The sequence below is a fragment of the Prosthecobacter sp. genome, from assembly GCF_034366625.1.
Lineage (GTDB): Bacteria > Verrucomicrobiota > Verrucomicrobiia > Verrucomicrobiales > Verrucomicrobiaceae > Prosthecobacter.
In genome coordinates this window covers 48,125-66,837 of the sequence record NZ_JAXMIH010000015.1, presented here as the reverse complement: position 1 = coordinate 66,837, position 18,713 = coordinate 48,125, and the positions used below count along the sequence as shown (strand labels likewise).

The window sequence follows — 18,713 nt, the reverse complement described above, 5'->3', positions numbered from 1 at the left end:
CGGTCGGCCTGACACTTGTGATTTCAAACCCAAAGCCGCACCGCATCCAGAATGCTTGTCACTCCCAGCTTGCCCAACGCATTGCGCTTGTGGCTCGAAATTGTCTTCATGCTTAATCCGAGCCGGTTTGCCACCTGACTGGGGCGCAATCCGGAAACAAGCATGTTTAACACCTCCTCCTCTCGCGTCGAGAGGGCGCATTGAGAAGCATCTTCTTCCTCGTGGGAACCACGCGGCGGCACGGCTGACCGGGCCAGCACAGACGCGAGTTCGCTCGACATATAAGGCACGCCTTGCAGTGCCGCATGCATGGCACGCTTTAGTTCTTCGATAGATTCATTGCTGCCAATAAACACGCTGGCACCGGCCTGCATCGCCGTTCGCGCCGTAACATGCGCAGGCGTACCACAAATTAGCATCACGTGCCTGCCACCTGCCAGGGCAATCACAGACTTCAATGCCTCCAGGCCGTGATCGACATCACAAGGATGGAACTCCATCATCACCACATCCACCACGTCGTGCTGCGCGAACATGCGAACTTCTTCCACGCTGGATGCCTCGCTCGTTTCGCATTCAGGCAGGATGTCCTTCAGCAAGAGCCCCCAGCTCGAGCGAGTGATCTCGCTCGGGTGAAACAACACACAATTTGACATGTTCATGGCGGTTATGATTGGTCGCCTGCCTTCACATTCTCTTTGTGACGACATCACGAATTGAGCGGCAGCTCAGGGGGGCGGTGGCTGAAAAAGCGGGAGAAAACCCCACGGTTGAGATAACGACAGGGGGATCGACGAAAAACTTCTCGCTGCGGAGCGGCTGTCCGCAAAAGCGTTCCAATCACCATGCGTGATGTGATGAATTTGGTCCGTTTTCCAGTTGGAGGGTGGAATGTGATGCGGAAGGCAGGAAACTGAGGCCAGTTCCGGTTTCGATGGTTGTTGCAGAGTCGTCACGGTTGTATGCCTTTCACCGCCCGTTTTTATCCGCGCTTCCAAAATGTGGATGCAAAGAATTAAAAATATGGGAGATCGAGCAGTTTCAATTTAACAACTGTGGCTGTTGTGGTTCATTAAAGTTCACGCTTGGAATGAGCTAAGCATAGGTTTAGGCGGTAATGACTCAAGGGACGCAGGCCACGTGGTGGCTTAGAGCCATGGCGGTAATTTGCATACACTGTTTGAACAGAGCAAAAAATTGGCACTCCGGCAAGAGTGCCTGTTTTACGCATTTCCTCAGATATTGAGGATCTCCGTTTAAGAACTGGCTTAGTCGTGTCGCTTTTCAGCCTAAAGAAATAAATCTTAATTTAGCTGTAAAATAATATTTCCCATATAAATATACATGGCCATAGCAGTCACAGTGTCTGTCAGCACTCTCAATACCCCCACTCAAACACTCCCATAAACGATGATTCCTACTCCCAAGAAAATCTTAATCGTTGATGACCACGCCATGTTTGCCGAGACCTTGGGCCAGTATTTGCGCATGATGTTCAAGGATTTCGAAATCACTGTCGTGACGAGCGCAGAAAAGGCACGTGAGCAGGCATCCAGGCAGAGCATGGACGTGGTGCTCCTCGACCTCGAAATGTCTGACTGTTCAGGGCTGACTCTCCTGGCGGATTTCTCATCAGCCGTGCCGTCCCCCGCCTGCATCATCGTCAGCATGCACCTCCAGGCATTGTGGATCGAACGCGCCTTGAAAGCCGGAGCTTGCGGCTACGTCGCCAAAGACTCACCGCCGAGTGAAATCGTCAACGCGATCAATTACGCCCTGCTCGGGAAAAAATACCTCTCACGCAGTGTCGCGCAGTCCTTCGCTGAAAATGCTGTTCGGCTCCCCATGGGGGGCAAAGAACTTCACAAAGTGCTGAGTGATCGAGAGTTCGAGATTTTCCTCCAACTCGCCCACGGCAAGAGCCTGAAGATCATTTCGCTGGATCTGAGTCTTTCCGCCAAAACCGTCTCAGTTCACAAACACAACATCTGGAAGAAAACCGGCATCAATTCAGTTGCGAAAATCGCCCGCTACTGTGTCGAGCATGGCCTCTTGTCTGGAAGCGGGCAGGCTCCCCTGGCCGCATAGCCAACCAAAGCGACATACCGATAAAAAAGCCGCGGCCGCATTCATGAATGCGGCCGCGGCTTTTTTGTTCTTTGATGAAGAGAAGAACCCGCTATTTCAGCAGGCAGAATGACTCACTGCTCTTGCGCAGGCGCATTCAAACCCCGTGTACTAGGGCGCAGCGGAGCGGTTTCCTCCGCCTCCATCGTATTGTAATACGACCTGTGATAGTAGTAGTTGTAACTGCGGGAACGCTGCTTGAGCCGGTTCAAAACCAGACCGGTAAGCGGAATGCCGGTTTGTTGAAGCTTGCGAATGGCCTCCTGCACGATGTCCGATGGTGTCCGGTTACACCGGACCACCAGGAAGGTGCTGTCTGCCAGATGACCGAGTTCCAACGTGTCGTTCACAGGGATCAGCGGTGCAGTGTCGATGACAATGCGATCAAACCCTGCTTGAAAAGCCATTTCACGAAGTCTCTCAACCCCACAGGTGGACAGCAGTTCCGCAGGGTTGGCAACACGTCGGCCTGCCGCCATGATTGCGAGGTGAGCGATCCCTCCACTGAGGCAGACCTCGTCAAATGTCGCTTCTTCAAGCAGCAGATCGACAACACCTTTGCGGTTTTCTGCAATCCCGAAAACCTGGGCTAGTTGGGATCGACGCAAGTCCATGTCTATCAACAACGTGCGCAGTCCCTGGCTGGCAAGACTGACAGCCAAATGGGTGGAAACAAAGGTTTTACCCTCATCTGGGACGGCGCTGACGATCATATGGCAGGTCTGCTGACTTCTGGCCATCCTGGCGATGATCGCACGAAACTCGCGGAAGCTTTCTGCGACATTCTTGTGCTCTTTCAACACAGGCGTAAGTTCATGTTCGTGGCTGGCAGCATGCTTCCCGTGCTGCGCGGAGTCGATGTGCTGGTGCAGATTGGCGATCATGCCCAGCACTGGAACCCGCAGCTTCTCACGCGCGTCGTCCACAGTGCGGATCGAGCGGTCCTGCATGACAATGAGGCCGATGATGGCCAGGCCCAGCATGAAGCCCCCGGCCGTGGAACTGCCCACCAGCTTTTTAGCATTGGGAGACATCGGCTCACCAGGCACCATGGCCAGTTGATGGACCCAGATCGGCGGCGTTTCCATGCCTTTGGAAACGTCCACCTGCTTGATGCGCGTGAGCACAGATTCATAGACCGCCTGGTCGGACTCCATCTCACGCTTCAGCACATTGTATTGAACAGCGAGGTGCTCGAGGTCGAGCGCCTCGGACTCCTGCTTCTTGAGCTGCTCCTGAAGTTTGCGTTCCAGCTCCTGCGCGTTTTCACAACTGGACTGTAGCAAATTGACGGCATCAGCCAGGATAGAGGTGAGTTGCTGTTCCAGATTGCTGATCACCGCCTCGACAGCCTCGTACTTCGGATGCTTGGGCTTGTAGCGCTCGGCCAGCACAGCCAATGTCGCCTTCTGACTGCCAATCTGCGAGAGAATCCCTGATACCTTGGGGTGGCTGGCGATGGTCGGCAGGTTGAGCAATTGATCGCGTGGCAGCTTTTCCTCCCTGCATGCTTGAAGGTGAGTTTCGAGTGTCAGGCGTTCTTTGGACTGATGATTCAGCTCTGTGCCTAGTTCCTTCAGCTTTGTGAGCACGAGATCCTTGCGCTCATCAAGCGAGATGGCTTGATTCGACCGCTTGTAGTCATGCATGGCGATCTCTGACTTCTTCAGCTTGTCCTGCAAACGCTGTCCTTCCGCCACCAAGGACTGGATGGCCCCCTGCATGGTTTTGCTCTTTTGATCTTCCAGCTCCGCCACGAGGCTGAGTACCGCCTGGCTGGACAAGGACGCCACGAGTTCCGGGTCAGCCCCGGTCACATTGAAGTCAATCAGCCGAGTGTCCTTACGTAGGGAGATGCGGATCATGGAACTCACCAGGGAGATCGCATTTTCCCGTGCCTCTTTGGAGCCAGCCGCATGTCCGCCTGAGAAAGCAGGCAATTGTGTCAGGTTCAACTCCGTGATCACGCGTCCGACCACCTCGCGGCTTTTTGCGGCCTGGATGAGAGTGTTGATGGATTTTTCGTCGCCAAGACCAGGTGCGTTCATCCCGTTCATGCTCAGCAGGGAATTCTGCTCCGAGCCAAACTGGGCGACGCTCGTCGCTTCGTACACCGGTTTTTGGCGTTTGAAATAGGCATAACCCAGGATCATTCCAAAAATGGACAGGGTGATCGGGATCCAGCAATGGCGGCGCATGCCATCCATCATCTGTGCCGGGTTCAGAAACGAAGAAGATGCCTCGGAGTCATTTTCCAGACGTGGCAGCGCCTCCATGGACGACTGAAGCGTGGGTAAAGTGGCAAGTTGCATGGTGATTAAAAGAAGCTTTCCGGCACGGTGATGACGTCGTCCTCACGGACATAAAACATCATGGTTTGATTCCCGGACGCCATGCTGTTGACGTCCACTTTGTAAACACGCTCCTGGCCGCCCTCGACTCGTTTCACGAGGACCTTTTTGAGATTGGCGATGCGGGTTGGCCCTCCTGCCATACCCAGCACTTGCAGGATGGTGAGATCTTTTTCCGCAGGAAGCTCATGCGCGCCTGGCCGCTGCACCTGCCCCAGAATCGTGATGCGTTGCACAGAGAACTGGGAGATGAACAAGTTCACCTCTGGATGCACCAGATAATCCTTCCGATATGCCTCCTCAATCAATCTGGCGGCAGCCGACTGGCTGAGTCCCTGGATCTTAACCGAGCCGATCATAGGACACTGGATGGTTCCATCCTTCCGCACCCTGCCGCCTGCGGCGAGCTCAGGTTCATCAAATACCGAAACCTGCACCATGTCTCCTTCACGAATCTGGTAGTCAGGTGAAACACTGCTTTTCGAAAGCGCTTCAGCACCCGCCGTGCTCATTGAACCCGCGGCCGTTTGTTGCGCATGCAGCTTCATGTTCAAGCCAAAGCAGCAGAACACGAAGCAGATGCCACGCATGCAGACGAGTTTGGTGATGGGAGATCGATTCATAAGTGTGATCGCGAGGATAAATGAAATGATGAGAAAATTCAGGCGCCTACCATGAGCTGGTAAGACCGGCTCCGAATAGATTACGAACAAACGGTTGCGCAGCAGCGCCGGAGGAATCGTTCGTCGTGTGCTGGTAAAACAGCTCCAGCGACAGATGACGGTGCAGCGTGTACTTCAGCCATGGCCGGAAAAAGCGCACATGATCCACACGGCTGCTCGCCACACCGGCGAGATAGGAACCGTACTCGGAGAAATCATAACCAAAATCCGCGCCGATGTTGAGCTTGCTGCCCACCTGCTGCTGGATGCCCACCAGAACACCTTCCGACTGGTAATACTGTCCGGTGAGCGAGGGCGAGTTCTGCGCCCGCGCGTACACACTCGCATGCAAGGATGTCTTCGGCCCGACCTCATACTTGAATCCAAGCGTTCCGACTGGCAGCACACTGTCGCCTGCGGAAACCGTGTGCAGCAGATGAAAGCCGGCAGTTCCGGTGAGAGAGACCTTCTGCGCCGCCTCCCACTCCACACGCACAAGAAAATCCTCCCCAGTCTGATTTCCACTTTGCTCCACCTCTTGAATCATTTCGTTGAACTGCACGCCCAGCCGGAAGCGTGGTGAGAATGCATAGTCCGCGAATAACCCAAATCTCCATGTGGTGGACGAAAGCAGTGAATCGTAATGACTGCGTTGAAGCTGCCCGCTGATGCCAACGCGGATTTTTTCAGACACTTCGTACATCAGCTGCAGTTGAGGAGAAAACTGTATCCGCTGCGCCTGACCGCCCACGTCAAGGTCGCCACCGGCAACATCATTGAAGTTGCCTGACAACTTGATCGACGTTTTTTTCATGCGGTAGCCCAATGACAGGCTCAGGAACTGGTTCACCGAGTTCTGTGCCTCAAATTTCTCGAAAAAATTGAACTGCGCGTTGTAATCCGCCAGCACCCGCAGCTTCGCCTGCTCGTCTCCGTAAGAGTATTGAAATCCGGGGCGTGCGCTCCACATCACATCGCTCTGTGCCCCGGTGTTGGTCAGGAAAACATTGGAGTCATAGCGCCAGGAGCCGGAAGCAAACACCCGCAGCTTCCAATTTTTCAGAAGCTTCATTTCATAGTTCATAAACTCTTCCAAAAAGACGTCTTCCTGGTCATTCGGATCGAGCACTTTTCCTTCCACTGGCGCGGCGAGCGAGGCTTTTGTGCCGGCGGCCTCGTCGCGAAGCGTGTCCTGGCCCTCTGTGTTAACAGCATGCAACAACACGCACCACAGCAGCAGCGGTGCTGAAAGATGGAACAGGGGTGGTTTTTTTCTTTTCATCACGAAGTTAGGGGGTGTCGGCAGAAACAACCGGAAGTTGTGGCTGGGGGTTGGACAAATCGGGGTTCGAAGGGCCGCCGGTCGGCGTAGTGCCAGGCTGGGTGGTCGGCGTTCCCAACGTTGAGGACGTTCCACTGGATGATGGAGTGACGAGTTGCTTCTTCGACTGCTCCACAAGATCGCTGCCGCCTTGCGATGGCCCGCCGGTGAGATTCGTGACTTTGCCGGTCAGCGTGTCCACCAGCTCGGCCTCGATTCGGCCGCCTCCACGGTTGAACAACCAGATCACCGACCCTTTCGGCACCTCGATCTGTCCGCCCACGTCTCCATTCGCCGCTGACGAGCCTTTGCCAATGCTGACATTGCTCATTCCCTCACCCACGGCCACCACAGTTCTACCTTCGTCGTGTTGTACCGTCCATGTCGCGACACCAGTTTGTTTCGCATCCTTCTCTGCCGGGTTTGTGTCGTTGCTCCTTTGTTGACTGCCGCCCATGTCGTTCACGATCACACCTTCCTCGGTGTGAACAGTCACTTTGATTTTCGGCGTGGAAGAATCTTCCCCGCCACTCTCACCGTCTTGACCGATGTGAAACAAGGCCTTTCCCGCAATGATGCTGCACGTCACATTTCCACCGCCGTCAGAAAGGATTTCCGCTCCATCGAAACGCACCTTGGTGTCGGGATAGATGATCACGCGCAGTGTCGGCAGAGGCTTCAAGAGAGCGCCGGCGATGGCACCACACGAGATCACTGTCCCGGCTCGAATACTGTCGCCTTTCTGCACCTGCTTCTCACCGCCGCCAGAGGTGGAGACCATCACCACCCCTTTGATAGCGGCAAATCTCGCGGAAACAGCGGTGCCTTGCTGCGCCTGCAGTTGTCCGGAGGTCAGCAGTGGCAAAAGCCAGCACAAGGAGATCAAACGCCGCCCCAAAAGCCGGGCTGCGTCCGATTTAAGCACTCCATTTGCCATGAACTCTCGATTGATCAGAATCATCAGGAACTATAAAGCACATGAGCAACCCGATGGTGTGTCGCGTGGCTTAAATGACCTTAAGGGAATGCTTACTCACGCCAAGGCATGAGAGTCCCTTGAGATTGCCAAGCCTGGCATTCACCGGCGCTGTGAGCAGCCCGGTGTGGCGTCCCTTCCAATCCGTTCAGGATGGCAGCATCTGCTCCATCCCCAGTCCCTGGGCCGCCTCGTCGATCATCACTTCCTCCGGCATGGTCTGCTGCCATCCACACCTGCCTTCAGCCGGACGTGTCTCCACACCTGTGGAATATGCTTCAAACCGTTCCCACTCTCCTTCGACGAAATGTTGGAAGCTCTCGCGGAAGAGCCTCGCGCTGAATCGTTCCGCATTGAGCCGGCAGTTTAGCGCATCCCATTCGCGCGTTTCAAACTCGGCGATGGCGCTCCGTAGTGAATCAACGTTCTGCTCACCAAAGAACAGGCCGGTTTCATTCTCGATGACCGTTTCAAGCGCACCTCCGCGTCCGTAGGCGATGACCGGAGTGCCGCAGGCCTGCGCCTCCAGCAGAATGATGCCAAAGTCCTCTTCGCCACCAAAGACAAAACCCCTGGCGCGCTGCAGGTGGTCCTTCAGCACCTCATCGGCCTGCCAGCCGAGCACCTTCACATTGGGTCCTGCCAGGCGCCGAAGTTTGGACAGTTCCGGCCCGTCTCCAATCACGACAAGCTCACGGTCAGGCATCGCATTGAAGGCCTGCACGATCAGGTCGATGCGCTTGTAGGGCACCAGCCGTGACGCAGTCACATAGAAATTCTCTTTCTCACGGCATGTTTCAAAACGCTCCACGTTCACCGGTGGATAGACCACCGTCGCATCCCTGCGGTACACTTTTTCGATGCGGCGTGAGATGAAGCGCGAGTTGGCCATGAATGCGTCCACGCCTGCCGCCGTACGGCTGTCCCACATGCGGATGAAATGCAGCAGCCCGCGCACCAGCCAGGACTTCAGGCCACGGTCCAGCTTCGATTCTTTGAGATATTGCGTCTGCAAATCCCAGGCATAGCGGATGGGTGAATGGCAGTAGCACAGATGCAACTGCCTCGGCCCGGTGATGATGCCTTTGGCAAACGCATAGCTGCTGGAGATCACCATGTCGTAACCGCTGAAGTCAAACTGCTCGATCGCCAGAGGCATCAGCGGGAAGCAGTGGCGGTAGTATTTTTTTCCGCCTGGAAGCCTCTGCACAAAGGAAGTTTTCACCGTCTTCCCTTTCAGGAATTTCCGGCTCTCATCGTCAAGGGCGTCGATCAGGCTGAAAAGATCGGCGTCCGGGTAAACCTTGAGCATTTGCTCAAGCACTCTTTCAGCTCCGCCATAAACGGGAAGCCAGTCGTGGACAATGGCGATACGACGCTTGGATTTAATGCTGCACATGACGGTGTTTTTTTTGGGGGGATGTTTTTGAAAAAGTGCTCATGCTGCCTGCCTGATCTGCGCGGTTGTCTCCGCAACCGGAGCCTGCTCGTTTTCACAGCATGCCGTTTCGCGGATCACGGCCTCGATCTTTGCCTGCACTGCATGCAGGGCATAAGTGTCGTGCGCAGTTCGTTGCGCGTTTTGCGCAAGATCGGCGGCGAGTTTGGGATCGTTCTTCAAACGCATCATGACATCGGCCAGCTCCCTCGCGTTACCAGGTTCCACCAGCAGACCCGTATGCTCATGCTGCAAAATCTCCGCTGCTCCGCCTGCACGCGACGCGATCACTGGCTTGCAAGCCAGCATGCCTTCTACGATGACGCGGCCAAAAGGCTCGGGGAAAACGGATGCGTGAACCACCACATCCGCCATGTCGAAAAACGGAAGTGTCTCAGATTGAAAACCCGCAAAGTGAACTCGGCCTGCAAGCGCCGGCACGGCAGCCTGCACATGCAATCTGCGGGCATATTCACGGTCTTCATCTGTGAACAGCGCATCTCCAAGCAGTACCGCGTGTGCATCTGGCATGGCTTGCAGCGCCTCCAAGAGGACATGCTGCCCTTTCCAGTGCGCCAGACGTCCGGCCATCAAAACAATCCACGCATCCGGTGGAATGCCAAGGCTGGAACGCCTTGATTCGATGTCCGCCGCCGTCGATCGGACTTCTGGAATGAGGAAACCATTCGGAATCACCACACAGCGCTCCGCACGGCCTCCGCTGGAGATGAAGGCGGCTTTCGTCGCCTCCGAATTGGCGATCACGGCGTTTGCAAAGGTGTTCGCGCAGAAAATCAGCAAACGACGGTTGAGCGCGCTGAAGTGTCCGTCCGCCACAATGTCGTGGAGATGGAACACCAGCGGACACCCGGCCAACTTGGCCGCAGGACCGCCGATGATCAGAGCCTTGGCGGTATTGGCATACACCACATCGAACGATCGTGCTGCACGTGCGATCCGCAGCATCAGATCGACCAGACCCGGCACACATCGTAAAGCGCGGCTCAAGCCAGCCTGTCTGTCCACTGCCGAAGCTTCATCGCCAAGCCTGAAAACTCTTGTTTTCACGCCTGCGCTCTCCAGTGCCGCACGAAACTCGCCGTCATGGAACAAAATTACTTCACTGTCAGCAGCACGTGCGGAGGCGATGTCGAGCAGCATCAGTTCCGCACCGCCCAGGCGACCAGTTTGATCGAGAAACAGCACCTGCGGCACGGCATTGTTGGGGTGCCTGCCGTTCATCAGCCGCTGACTGACCAGCCCGCTCGCAATTCCTATCACACATCCAAGCAGGCCCGCCCACAGATCGGCCATGTCCACCGCTCTGCCTGGAATCGACGTTTGAACCAGCTCAAGCAGCACATTCAGCAGCGTGATGATGCCGACCATCACAAACGCCCTGCTCAAAATCTTCTCCTTCGTCCCAAACGCCAGCCAGGCGGTGATCCCGAGAAGCCCGAACGCGCCCAGATTGAACCAGAAATCCATAAAATCGACATACTCCGACCACCGCACTGGCAGAAATGTGAGTCGCCGGTTGCCAATCGTCGGCTTCAAGGCCAGCCACAATCCAGCGGTCAACAGTACCATCAATGCAATGCGTGCGTTTCTCTTCATCATGATCATGGCTGCCATCCTGCTTCGCGGTAAACCTCGCAGACTCTCCGTGCGATGCTGTCCCAGGTGAACCCACGCATCACATGCTCGCGACATGCTTCGCGCGACGGCAGACGCAGCGTCCCATCCAGCCAGCCACGCAGTCCTTCGGCGATTTGATCTGCCCCCGTGCCTTTCAGCACCAAGTCATCTCCCAGGCCTTTCACCGTGTCAGGCAAACCACCCACGGGCGTCACCAGCACCGGTGTGCCGCAGGCCAGTGATTCGAGAGAGATCAATCCAAAGCCTTCCAGCGCCGCGCTCGGCACAATCGACAGGTCTGCTGCAGCATAAACCGAGGGCAGCACGCTTTCCGGGACGAACCCAAGAAATTGCACGTTCTTGGCCAGCCCCGCCCTCAGCACCTGCTGCTCCAGTTCCTCACGCAGCGGCCCCTGCCCTCCAATCATGAGCTTCACGTCGGGATGATGAACGGTGGCCTTGCCAAACGCCTCAATCAACGTCTCCAAACCCATTCGCCTGGCCAGCCGACGAACGCAGACGATGATCTTCTGCTTTTGCGGCCACACGAGTCGATGGCGTGCTTCCACGACATCGACGGGAGCGAACTTGTCTGTCTCCACACCGCCAGGAACCACATGCACGCGATCCTCAGACACGCCATACCCTTGGCAGAGCTGGTCGCGGAACGCCTTTGACAGGACGATGAAGCGATCTGCGCGTTGATAGACCGATTTTTCCATCAGCCGTTTGCAAAAGACCGTGTGTAGTTTCCCACCCTCGCGTTTCGATTCACTCGCCCACGGTCCGTGGAAATGTACCACATGCGCGTCCCAGCGCCGGCCAAGCACCGCAGGCAGCGCATAAAGCGCAAAATGAGATGCCAGCAGTTTTCCACGCTGTGGAATAACCTGCTGCCGTACCGCCTTCCACCTCTGCATGAGCGGCTTGTTCACCGGGCCGAGGCTGCTGTCTTCAGATGTCTCGCCAAAGCCATACGCCGTCGTCTGCACGCTCTGGCGGGCCAGTGTGGTGTTCAAGGCGTTGAAATAACGGTCCACTCCGCCTGCGGAAGCTTTCAAATGCATGCCAAGCTGTGCGATCATAAAGGTTGCGGCACTTCGCCGATCTTGCGGGCCGGATTACCGGCCCAGATTTCAAATGGGGGAACATCTTTCGTCAGCACCGATCCCGCTCCGAGCACGGATTTGCGACCGATTGTCAGTGGTGTGTTCGGTCTTGCCACCACAATGCTGTGTGCGCCGATGGTTGCATCGTCTTCGAGTTTGATAAAATGCGGAGAACCAATCCACGTCTCCGCCGCAAGCGTGACATGATGATAAACGCGGCAGCGGTTGCCGATGCGCACCTGCGGATGCATCACAATGCCCATCCCATAGTGCTCCAGAATCACGCCATCGCCCACTTCGGCCTCTGCAGGCAGCAGACACTTGTGCAGCGCGAAATTCAGCGTCTTCACCAGGCGCGCCGGAAGACTCCAACCGCGACGATGCAACTCGCGGCTCCACTTCCAGAGCAGTTCAGGACTGTGCAAACGCATGGCTTGGTTTGAGCGGCTGAAGTTTCTCGACGCACTCGCGCTCTTTGCTTGCGGCCGCGGTTCCAAAAGCGTCGATCATTTTCTGCGCCACCGCAGGCACCGAAATGTCTCGTTCCACCCAGCGACGGCCGTTTTCCGCAAGCTGACGGCGCAGCTTCGGTCCCATGACGAGCTGGCGCAGCACAGTGGCAAGTTCGTCCGGCTGACGCTGCGTAAACACAAGACCGCCTTCACTTTGACGGATGAGATGCGGGATCTCGCCAGAGTCTGAACCGACCACGGCGGCACCGCAGGCCATCGCCTCAGGAATCACGCGGCCAAACTGCTCCTCCCAGTTCGGCTGGGTCTCGGAAGGCAGCACCAGCATGTCCATCGAGGCCAGCCATCGCGGCGTTTCATCGTGCGGAACGTATCCAGCAAAGAAAACACGGTCACGCACCGCGCGTTCGGTCAGCAGACGCTCAAACTCCGGCTGAAACCCGCCCGTGCCCACCAACACCATGCACCAGTCGAGATCACGAATGCCACCAAGGGCTGTGGCGAGAGTGCGCAGACCTTTCGGCTCAATCAAACGGCCCACATAGCCGATCACGGGGGCGTTTGTCTGGGGAAAGCGTTCTGGTGGAGTCGCCCTCAAGCGCGGATGATAGCGTTCGGGATCCAGCGGCAGTGCACAGACTGTTTGTCTGCCGCGATAGCCTTTTGCTGACAACACATCCGCCACGCGATCGGTGATCGGCAGCGCAAAGCTCGATGAACGATACACCATGGATTCCAACCACGAGAACGGCCGCGGATACTGCTTGTTGATGTTCTGGCAGGAGTAGAAGCCAAATGGCACTCGGATGGAGCGATTGTTCGCCCAGCACACCTGCGCCGTGGCCAGAGCATATGGCTCGTGATTCATGTAGATCACGTCCGGTTTCAGTTCGCGCAGGAAGCGTTGCCAGCGCATGCGATAGACGTGGAAGATGATGCTGCCATTCTTCCACACGGCACAGCGGATCAGCGAAGTTTCCAGTCCTTGGCAGGGTTCCTGCCGCAAGGCATTGCCAAACTCATCATGCCAGCGGTCCGGGATCACCACGGTGATCTTCCAGCCGGTTTCACGCTGAATGCGCGCATAGATTTCCTGATTGAGCGCTGTGGCGCAGGAATGACTGACGACAAGAATGTGCATGGTGGTGAAAATCAGTTCGAGCTGCTCAAATAGGCCTTGTAGGCGTCCTCGGTCATCTGTGCGATCCGGTCCCAGGTGTAGCTCATCTCCACCCGCTCGCGTGCATTGGCACCCATGACCTTCAGATGATCCGGCTGCGCGCACAGCCTTCGTAGCACAGTGGCGATCTGCTCCGCATCATGCTCGATGAAGTCGCCATTCTCTCCTGGAGAGATGAAATCCTCCGTGCCGTTGATGCGCGTGGCCACCACCGGCAGTGCGCAGGCCGCAGCCTCGATCGTGGCGAGACTGAAAGCCTCATACCAACTCGGGAACAGAAAGAAATCCGCCGCGCCAAGCGCCTGCGGCATGTCCTTGCGGAAGCCGCCGAAGATGACGCGATCCGCCGCGCCTGCATCGCGTGCCATGTTGATGAAGCGCGCGCGGTCGGGGTCATCGCCGGCCACGAACAGTGTCAGTGGCACATCTTTGAGATGCCCCATCGCCTGAATGGCAAAATCGAGGCCTTTGCGCGCCCATTCGCCGCCAGCGAAGATCGCCATCAGTTGATCCTGCGGCACGTTGTTTTGCGCGCGCCATGCCTGGCGTGCTTCGGTGCTGAGCGGCTTAAAGCGCTCTGTGTCCGCCGCATTTGGCACGATCCGCACCTGCGCCGGACCGATATTGTAGTGCTTCTGCAACTCCGCCGCGACGCCACGCGACACCGGAAGGAACATGGGAGCCCTTCGTCCGGGCTTGTGCTGATACAGGCGCTTCTCTGCGGCGCAGGTGGCACTTAAATACAGCCAGCGTGTGAGACGTCGTGCAGGAGAAACTTTTTCATCACGGCCAAGACGGTCGAGGATCTGCTTCTTCGCCGGTTGGATGTTTTGAATGGTGACCACATTGCCTCGTTGTGTGTTGCAGCCAATGGTGTGGACAATTTCAAACTGGCCAGGACGCACACGGCGGTTCACTTCAAGATAGTAGCTGCCGAAGTCGATCACCTCCGCCCAGTTCACGCCTGGCACGCGATGCCATGCAATGCGCGAGAGGTCGAGGTCCTCCGCCTTGCGCGCATAGAGATGCACCTCGTGTGTGCGCGCCAGACGTTCGGCGACTTCGTTCACCGCGCGGGCGCTGCCGTCCCGGCGGTTGCAGTTGATCATGGCGTAGGCGATTTTCATTGTGATTTGTGTTTGAGTTTCAAAGTTTCATCCAAGAGCAGTGCGCGGCATGTCCCATGGCATTGAGGGAATGACTGCCGGCACCACCTGACGGGACTTCACGACGGGCTTCGTCAGGCGGTTGAGCGAGATGCCGAGGAAGACCCAGAAGAGCGAGAAGCCGCCGAAAACGTTGCCGACGTAGAGGAACACCAGGCAGCCGAGCAGCACGGCGCGGCCGGTGAAAAGGAAGGCGTCTTTGCCGCCCTGACGAATGCGACGCGTCAGTTCATTCCAGATTTGCGCCATCGCAGCGAAGAAGGCGAGACCACCAATCCAGCCGAACTGGCTGAACACCTCGATGTAACCGCTGTCACACCAGCCTTCCTTCGCACCGCCGCCGATGCGTCCTGCGCCGAAGCCGGAACTGCCAAGTCCGAGGCCCAGCGGGTGTTTCAGCACCCACGGAATGCCGGTGGTGAGAATTTCCAGGCGCCCTTGGTAAGAACCATCGTTCTGGATGTCCTTCACTGTTTCAAAGCGCTGTTGAATGCGCTCCGCACCAGGCATGTGTTCCAGTCCGTAGTTTGCACCGATGGACAGCAGCGCGGCAAAAAACAACACCCGGCCCAGGCCGCGTCCTTTGGACAAAGCTGGCTGCAACAACGCCACCAGTGCGACGATGATCAACATGCTGCGGCTCAGTGTCAGCAGCACCACCGAGAACAGCAGCAGGATCGTCAACCAACCACCGAGAATGCGCCAGCGCGGGTGCAGGATCATGGGAATCGCCGCCCAGGCCAGGAAGCTCGCACAGGGGCCACGTTCATGCATGGTGGAGAACACAGACATCTCTGTCGGCCGCAACTGACCGAGGTAGCCCACAAATTTCACCTCGGTGACCCAAAAGGCGTCCCAGGGAGGAATGGTGAGGTATTGATACCAACCATACAGCGCCACAAGCAACGCGGCATAACCAGATGACTTTAACCAGCGGTCTGCCGTCGCTGATGAAACCGGCGCCGTCGCTGCGAATAAGAACGCGCCAAAGCCCGCCATCCACTCGCCCATCGAATACACGGCTCCGATGCCCGAGTTCAGCACGCCCACCGCCAGTCCATGCACCAGCGCCAAGGTGATCAGAGCTGCGATCTTGCGCGTCTTCGGGCTGAGCTGGTTGAAACGCCCCAGCACAGGGAGCAGCAGCAGTGCGCTGACGACCAGCGGCGTCAGGCTGATGGTCGATAGCGGGTTGAAAGCCTCATTGATGTAGTAATCCACGAGTCTGCGGATACCACGGTTCAACGCGACGACGAAGAACACATAGTCGAGCAGATAACTGGAACGTGACGCGGCCAGATAGAAGGCCGGCAGCACGATCAAGATGGAAATGAGCCACTCCATGTCAGTGCGGGAGAAGTTCCTTCGGCAACGAGATCGTCGGCGGCTCGGCAGCGGCCCCCATTGCTGGTTCCAATCGATCAATCACGGGATTCCGACCCACCCAGGCCATCACTGGTGCAAACCATGACGACGGGATGTAATTGAAGCTCTCGATGTTGCGGGAACCGATTTCTTTGGCCGGATTGCCGCCAACCACGCTGAACGGACGGACGTTTTTGACGACAACCGCTCCTGCCGCGACCACGGCACCACGTCCGATCGTCACGCCCTTCAAGATCATCGCATCCGTCGCGATCCACGCATGGTCCTCGATCACAATCGGCGCGAAAACATGCTCATAAGTGGGCGAGTGAATGTCATGCGAGCCGGTGATGAGCCTGACGCCATCGTTGATCACGACACAGTTGCCGATTTGAATGCGCTCATGCGTCTGCATGCGGGTGATGCCGAGACAGCAGCAGTCACCGATGGCAAGATTTCTGGCGTCACCATGCACGGTCAGTTGCGCCATGACGGTGGAGGAGGCGATCTGCGCGCCTTTCATCCGCCAGCGCAGGGATTGCAGGCAGTAGCCCAGCAGCGGGGGCAGCGTCCAGATGCGCTTTAGCCAGGTGCGCACCCAGGCGCGGCTGAACAACTGCGGTTTGGTGCGGTGATGCAGAAGGAAAGTGATCATCGATTTTTCATCGAGCGGCGGCGGGAACTTGATCAGCCAACATGTTGTCTGCCCCGGTCTTCCGGCCAAGGCACTGCCTGACAGCCACGATACGGCCCGCCAGCGTGGCAGCGAATCGCTGCCACGGCTGACTTTTTGGGCGCAGCAGAAAATCAACGGCTCGCGCCAGTCCGGGGCAGACATGGCTGCCCACGCAGATCTGCCAAAGTGGAATCGTCCAGCGCACGAGGCCGCTTCCATGCTTCAAAGCCACCAAGGTTTCGTTAAAGGCGATGTCGCTGGTGCCAGTGAAGTTGAAGATGCCGCGATGCACGGTGTCTCCATCATGACGTGGCGCGACATTGTGAATGACCTGCACAGTGGGATCAAAAATCATGCGCTGCTTCTTCGTGCGTGCTTGAAGTCCCAAGGCGAGTTCCCAGTTCACCTGCGCGCCCTTGCCGCGCAACTCACGCTCAAAGCCGCAACGACGCAGGAAATCGCCGTTGAACAGACAGTTGGAGCCACGCAGCACCTGGACCAACCGCGCTTTGCCACCACCACGATGATGACCGCCTGTGATCCGCCCAAACCAGTGAATCAGGCCCACATCCTGAATCAGCGGCTCGGTCCGGCGCATCTCGGGGTAGTCCATCAGCAAGTCTTTGCCGCCAGCCGCCACGACATCCGGCCTGGAGCGCAAGTGAGCGATCATGGAGCTGAGCCAGTGCGGCGGGATCACCACATCATCATCCACCAGCGCCACCCAAGCGGCATCGCTTTCTGCCAGGCATGAATTCATGGAACCCACGACACCAACTCCTTTTGCCTCCACGGCACGAACCGGGAGCACACTTTCAAACTCACGAATCAGCTCGCGGCTTTGTTCATCATCCGCACGAACACCCACGAAGATCTGATCGACGGCTGTTTCCTGGTTTTTCAGGGCCTCAAGGCACCGCCGGAGGTGATCAGGTCGTTTGAGCGTTGGAATGATGACATCAATGCGTTCCATGTTCGGTTTCATGCGAGGGCTTGGTTCTGCGCAGGTGGTTTGAGTTACCGCGTGCAGGATGGTGGTGAACTGCTCGGTCAGGCGGCTGAGATCGAAATGCTGCTCCGCCAGCGCCCGGGACTCAGCGGGTGATCCTGCCGGTTGAGCACACAGTTGCACCAGTGCTCTGGCGAATGTCTCTGGACGGTCGTCAGCGAGATGAATGTCACGGGCGCAGAGGTAATCCGCGTTGCCGTTGGTGTGTCCGACGATGACCGGCAATCCGCAGGCCTGAGCCTCAGCGACGGATGAACCAAAGTTTTCTTCGTCGCTCGGCTGCACCAGCACATCATGCTGCTGGAGCAACGCTGGCACCTGCTCACGCGGCATGCCTTTGATCCACTTCAAACGATCCGGAAAGGGAAACGCCTCGATCAACTTCTCATAGCCGGGGATGAAGCCAGAGCCGCCGACAATCGTCGCCTTCACTGGCAAACCGCGCCGGATCGCTGTCTGCAAGCCATCCAGGAAGAGATCCAGACGCTTGCGGGGAATGATGCGGCCCAACCAGAGCACACGCAGGGGTGTGTCGCATGCTGCCGGGCCTGAAGGTGCCGGACGGAAGAGATCCAGATCAATCGGATACGGCATGGCCGAGGTGCGCGTCGGAGACACGCCATAACGATGGTGCAGTGTCTGGCGCGCTTGCTCGCTGCCAACAATGATGTGATCCGAATGCTTAAAATTTGGAAGTCCCACGACTGAGAGCCGAAGTTGCGCCAACAGCCACCACTTCAGTGCTTTCCAACGGCCCGCGAGCCTGCGAATCTCGTGATAACGGGCAACAATCGAGCGCGCATCGGTGCCAGGAGGCCCTTGCGCAAAGCTGACCATCGGCACCCCTTTCACGCGGCCAGGAACATAGTCGCCAAGCCACAGACAGAGATCATAGCGTCGGGTTTGATGCTCGCGCTGCATGAGACGCAGCAGCAAACGAAGGTAACTGGAGCAATCCCAGCGGCAGGCCAGAAAGCCGAGCAACGGCACCCGCTGCACCCGCGCCCGAAACCGGTCCGCGCGCACATTGTCCGTGCAAATGAAGCGAAATCCCACACGCTCGCCAACTGAAGGCCGTGGATCGACAAACGACGGCTTGGAGAAGAAGTCCACTTCGTGCCCGGCGTCCAACAGAGCGCGCAGCAGCAGTGCATTGGCCGAGGCCACACTGCCAGCCTGTTCAGAGACATATCCTGTCGCAGCGATCTTCATATCAGTGAGGCCT

At 57.2% G+C, this 18,713-nt stretch carries 15 protein-coding genes; 1 reads left to right on the top strand and 14 read right to left on the bottom strand.

What is annotated here, in order from left to right; genetic code table 11:
* Nucleotides 1-23 precede the first annotated feature (23 nt).
* Nucleotides 24-662 carry a response regulator transcription factor gene (locus U1A53_RS17750; RefSeq protein ID WP_322283035.1) on the bottom strand — a complete coding sequence of 213 codons (639 nt, stop codon included), beginning with the start codon at nucleotides 660-662 and terminating at the stop codon, nucleotides 24-26.
* 748 nt (nucleotides 663-1,410) lie between these two features.
* Here U1A53_RS17750 and U1A53_RS17745 point away from each other — a divergent pair.
* Entirely contained in the window at nucleotides 1,411-2,088 is a 678-nt protein-coding gene (locus U1A53_RS17745) for a response regulator transcription factor (RefSeq protein WP_322283033.1), read from the top strand.
* A gap of 113 nt (nucleotides 2,089-2,201) precedes the next feature.
* Here U1A53_RS17745 and U1A53_RS17740 read toward each other — a convergent pair whose 3' ends face one another.
* From U1A53_RS17740 to U1A53_RS17680, 13 genes are all read right to left on the bottom strand, one after another.
* Complete coding sequence (locus tag U1A53_RS17740) at nucleotides 2,202-4,439, bottom strand: polysaccharide biosynthesis tyrosine autokinase (RefSeq protein ID WP_322283032.1); 2,238 nt, start codon at nucleotides 4,437-4,439, stop codon at nucleotides 2,202-2,204.
* 5 nt (nucleotides 4,440-4,444) lie between these two features.
* Nucleotides 4,445-5,068, bottom strand: coding sequence for a polysaccharide biosynthesis/export family protein (locus U1A53_RS17735; protein WP_322283030.1), 624 nt, complete (start codon nucleotides 5,066-5,068; stop codon nucleotides 4,445-4,447).
* Nucleotides 5,069-5,147: 79 nt separating this feature from the next.
* Nucleotides 5,148-6,422 carry a hypothetical protein gene (locus U1A53_RS17730; RefSeq protein WP_322283028.1) on the bottom strand — a complete coding sequence of 425 codons (1,275 nt, stop codon included), beginning with the start codon at nucleotides 6,420-6,422 and terminating at the stop codon, nucleotides 5,148-5,150.
* A 7-nt stretch (nucleotides 6,423-6,429) separates the two neighbouring features.
* Entirely contained in the window at nucleotides 6,430-7,242 is an 813-nt protein-coding gene (locus U1A53_RS17725; RefSeq protein WP_322283026.1) for a hypothetical protein, read from the bottom strand.
* Between the two features lie 343 nt (nucleotides 7,243-7,585).
* Nucleotides 7,586-8,836, bottom strand: a complete 1,251-nt coding sequence (locus tag U1A53_RS17720; protein ID WP_322283025.1) for a glycosyltransferase family 4 protein — start codon at nucleotides 8,834-8,836, stop codon at nucleotides 7,586-7,588.
* A gap of 39 nt (nucleotides 8,837-8,875) precedes the next feature.
* On the bottom strand, nucleotides 8,876-10,510 hold the full coding sequence (locus U1A53_RS17715; protein ID WP_322283023.1) for a glycosyltransferase: 1,635 nt from the start codon (nucleotides 10,508-10,510) through the stop codon (nucleotides 8,876-8,878).
* Nucleotides 10,498-11,580, bottom strand: coding sequence for a glycosyltransferase family 4 protein (locus tag U1A53_RS17710; protein ID WP_322283021.1), 1,083 nt, complete (start codon nucleotides 11,578-11,580; stop codon nucleotides 10,498-10,500). Before U1A53_RS17710 ends, U1A53_RS17715 begins: the two co-directional genes overlap by 13 nt.
* A gap of 14 nt (nucleotides 11,581-11,594) precedes the next feature.
* Nucleotides 11,595-11,972, bottom strand: coding sequence for a DapH/DapD/GlmU-related protein (locus U1A53_RS17705; RefSeq protein WP_322283020.1), 378 nt, complete (start codon nucleotides 11,970-11,972; stop codon nucleotides 11,595-11,597).
* Between the two features lie 61 nt (nucleotides 11,973-12,033).
* Nucleotides 12,034-13,233: a glycosyltransferase family 4 protein gene (locus tag U1A53_RS17700; protein ID WP_322283019.1), complete on the bottom strand. Its 1,200-nt coding sequence runs from the start codon at nucleotides 13,231-13,233 to the stop codon at nucleotides 12,034-12,036.
* A gap of 11 nt (nucleotides 13,234-13,244) precedes the next feature.
* Nucleotides 13,245-14,399, bottom strand: a complete 1,155-nt coding sequence (locus tag U1A53_RS17695) for a glycosyltransferase family 4 protein (RefSeq protein WP_322283017.1) — start codon at nucleotides 14,397-14,399, stop codon at nucleotides 13,245-13,247.
* 27 nt (nucleotides 14,400-14,426) lie between these two features.
* Nucleotides 14,427-15,782 carry an O-antigen ligase family protein gene (locus U1A53_RS17690; RefSeq protein WP_322283015.1) on the bottom strand — a complete coding sequence of 452 codons (1,356 nt, stop codon included), beginning with the start codon at nucleotides 15,780-15,782 and terminating at the stop codon, nucleotides 14,427-14,429.
* A gap of 1 nt (nucleotide 15,783) precedes the next feature.
* A complete protein-coding gene (locus U1A53_RS17685) occupies nucleotides 15,784-16,458 on the bottom strand; it encodes an acyltransferase (RefSeq protein WP_345786497.1) in 675 nt (224 codons plus the stop codon).
* Between the two features lie 7 nt (nucleotides 16,459-16,465).
* Nucleotides 16,466-18,700, bottom strand: a complete 2,235-nt coding sequence (locus U1A53_RS17680) for a glycosyltransferase (RefSeq protein ID WP_322283014.1) — start codon at nucleotides 18,698-18,700, stop codon at nucleotides 16,466-16,468.
* Between the last annotated feature and the right edge of the window lie 13 nt (nucleotides 18,701-18,713).